Source organism: Dietzia sp. B44 (assembly GCF_014145245.1).
GTDB classification, from domain to species: Bacteria; Actinomycetota; Actinomycetes; order Mycobacteriales; family Mycobacteriaceae; genus Dietzia; species Dietzia natronolimnaea.
In genome coordinates this window covers 1-2,765 of sequence record NZ_JAALEF010000140.1, presented here as the reverse complement: position 1 = coordinate 2,765, position 2,765 = coordinate 1, and the positions used below count along the sequence as shown (strand labels likewise).

Below are 2,765 nucleotides of genomic sequence, written 5' to 3'. Positions count from 1 at the left end.
CGGTCGCGGAGGGGCCGTGGCCGGGGGCTCTGCCGGCGCCGTCGCCGTCGGTGGTGTGGCCGGGGCCGGGTTATCGATTGGAGATCCGTGAGAGCCGTGACCCCGGGTCGGGGGTCGTGGCACGGGTTCCCCTCGCAGGGGGGGTTCTGCTGCGCACCGCGGCGGGGGCGCCGGTCGGGGTCGGTCCGCGAGGCCTGCTCACCGGACGACCCGAGTCGGTCGAGGTGACGGGCCGTCGATGCGCGTTGGTCGGTTGGTCGAGGCCGTGGCCGATCGATGAGGCCTGGTGGGAGGCGGGTCCCGGTGGTGAGCCCCGCCGGCCGAGGGCCCGGATACAGGTCGTCCCCGAGCGGGCGGCCGCGTTGTTGCTGTGCTGCCTGGTCGGGGACGAACCGGGGAGTTGGACCGTCGAGGGGGTATACGAATGAACCGTCCACGACTCACCGTGGTCGCGGCCCCCGTCGCTCGCCGGGTGGGCTCAGCGCTCGATGTCGACCACCAGTCGGGTCGGGTTCTGGAGGAGGAAGGCCGAGAAGGCGCGGTCCGTGCCCTCGAGGCCGATGACGGACTGCGCCTGGCCCTCGAACTGGCCCGCGAAGGCCACTCCGGCGACACCGGTCGCCTCGTCGCTCGAGACGGTGCCCACGGGGACCTCCGTCATGGAGGTCGTGGTGGGCAGGACCTGGTCGCGGATCATCACCTGGAGGAACGAGTCCCCGGGCACCTCCACCGGGAAACCGCTGCCCTGCTGGGCGGGTGCGTCCACGTAGTCCACGGAGTACCCCGGGACGCCCTGGCCCTCGAGTTCGAAGACCACGCGGTCCTTGCCCTGGTAGTCGCCCACGCGGATCTCGGTCACGACGAGCTCGGCGCGCTCGGCGGCGTCGCCGGAGTCCTCACTCTTCGGAGCGGAGTCCGCGGGCCTGGCGGAGGGATCGGAGGTCTCGGTCTCGTCCGGCGCCAGGGCCCGGGCCAGCGCGGCCGGGGAGGATCCCGCCGTGGTGGTCTGGCTCGTGGTGGGGGTGTCGGTCGAGGTGTCGGCTCCACATCCCGCCAGGCCCAGGGACGCGACGGCGGTGAGGGCGGCGGCCGCGGCGAGGCGGCGGTGACGGATACGCATAGGCCCAGCCTAGATCCCTCTGGTCACTTTTGTCCCACAAGGTGGCTACAGTTACGCCTCCTCGCGGGATGGGGCACCATGGGGTCGTGTCAGATACCGATTCCGCCACACAACCGGACTGGTGCTCCCTGCAGTCGGCCGATGAGCCACCGGCTGGCACCGCCGCCCACGAGGAGTCGTGGGTGCTGCTGGAGGTCCCCGGGCGCTGGGGCCGCGACATCTTCGACGGTGAGGCGCTGGGCGAGGACCTGTCCCGACGTCTCAAGGACCACGTCGAGGCCTGTGGGTCGCGCATGCTCTTCATCCGGCGGGCCGGCCGGGAGGGCCAGCGGCTCGACCGGCACCGCTTCTACCTCTGCGACACCCGCCCCGGCCGGCAGAGCATCCGCACCGGCCGTGTCGACGGGCCCGGGGAGTTGCTCGGGCTGGACCTGTCTCCCGACGGGCATGTGGCCGGGACCCGCGAGGTCGCGGCACCTGTCCCCCTCGTGTGTACCCACGCCAAGCGTGACCAGTGCTGCGCCGTGCGGGGACGCCCGGTCGCGGCCGGACTGGAGGCACTGGTGGGCGGGCGCCTGGCAGCGCTCGATCCCGATGCCGCGGTGTGGGAGTGCTCCCACACCGGAGGGCACCGCTTCGCTCCGGTCCTGTTGCTGCCCGGCACCGGTTACACCTACGGGCCCGCGGAGGTGGCCCACGCGGCCGGGATCGTCGAGGCGGTGTTGGACGGTCGGGTCGTCACCGAGAACCTGCGGGGCCGCAGCACGTGGCCACCGGCCGGTCAGGTGGCGGAGGTCGCCGTGCGGAACTCCGGCGTGGAGGCGGGGGTGGACGACCTCGTCGTCACCCTCGACCCCGATTCCCCGCGCGTGGCCGTGGTCCGTCACACCGACGGACGCGCCTGGCGCGTCGAGGCGGGTACCCGCCCGTTGCCTCCGCGGTCCCAGAGTTGCCGCAAGCCACCCGGCGAGGCCTCGGCGTGGGTCGTGGAGTCGTTCACCCAGCTCTGAGCCCACGCACCGAACACCGGTGGGTGAGGTCCGGTGAACTGGTACCACGGCCCCAGGACCTGGACCGAGCTCGAGCGGGTACTGTCCGGGCGGCCGAACCCGCGTGGGCCCCAGAACCCGCACCCCGGCGACGGCAGCGATGCCCCCGCCTGGTCCCGTCGACGGGGTGAGTACACCCCTCCGCAGCGGCCCCGGGCGCAGGGACGCGTGCCCTACGCCGAGCTCCACGCCCATTCCGCCTTCAGCTTCCTGGACGGTGCCTCCTCTCCCGAGGCGATGGCGGAGGCGGCGGCGGAGCTGGGACTGACCGCGCTGGCGATCACCGACCACGACGGGTTGTACGGGGTCGTCCGCTTCGCCGAGGCGGCCTCCGAGCTGGGTCTGGCGACCGTCTTCGGTGCCGAGCTCTCCCTGCCCGGGGGTGAGCACCTGCTCGTGTTGGCCCGTGGAGGGGAGGGCTACCGCAGACTCTCGCGTGCGATCGCCCGCGCCCACCTCAGGGGAGGTGCCAAGGGTGAACCGCGTTACGAGATCGGCGAGCTCGCGGAGGCCGCCGGCGGCCACTGGTACGTACTCACCGGCTGTCGCCGGGGGCGGGTGCGGCGGGCCCTCGAGCGGGGCGGCGCGGGCGCGGC

3 protein-coding genes are annotated in these 2,765 nt (G+C 73.3%); 2 read left to right on the top strand and 1 reads right to left on the bottom strand.

The features are described from left to right. Positions 1–478: 478 nt before the first annotated feature. Entirely contained in the window at positions 479–1,120 is a 642-nt protein-coding gene (locus G6017_RS05585) for an AMIN-like domain-containing (lipo)protein (RefSeq protein WP_182616328.1), read from the bottom strand. An 86-nt stretch (positions 1,121–1,206) separates the two neighbouring features. Here G6017_RS05585 and G6017_RS05580 point away from each other — a divergent pair, with 86 nt between their 5' ends. Then, positions 1,207–2,130 carry a ferredoxin family protein gene (locus G6017_RS05580; RefSeq protein WP_347237948.1) on the top strand — a complete coding sequence of 308 codons (924 nt, stop codon included), beginning with the start codon at positions 1,207–1,209 and terminating at the stop codon, positions 2,128–2,130. A gap of 33 nt (positions 2,131–2,163) precedes the next feature. Continuing rightward, a partial coding sequence (locus tag G6017_RS05575) for a PHP domain-containing protein (protein WP_182616324.1) occupies positions 2,164–2,765 on the top strand: 602 nt, incomplete at its 3' end.

Coding starts and splice junctions, on each gene's coding strand:
- G6017_RS05585 (WP_182616328.1), bottom strand. CDS start 1,120: ATGCGTATCCGTCACCGCCGCCTCGCCGCGGCCGCCGCCCTCACCGCC.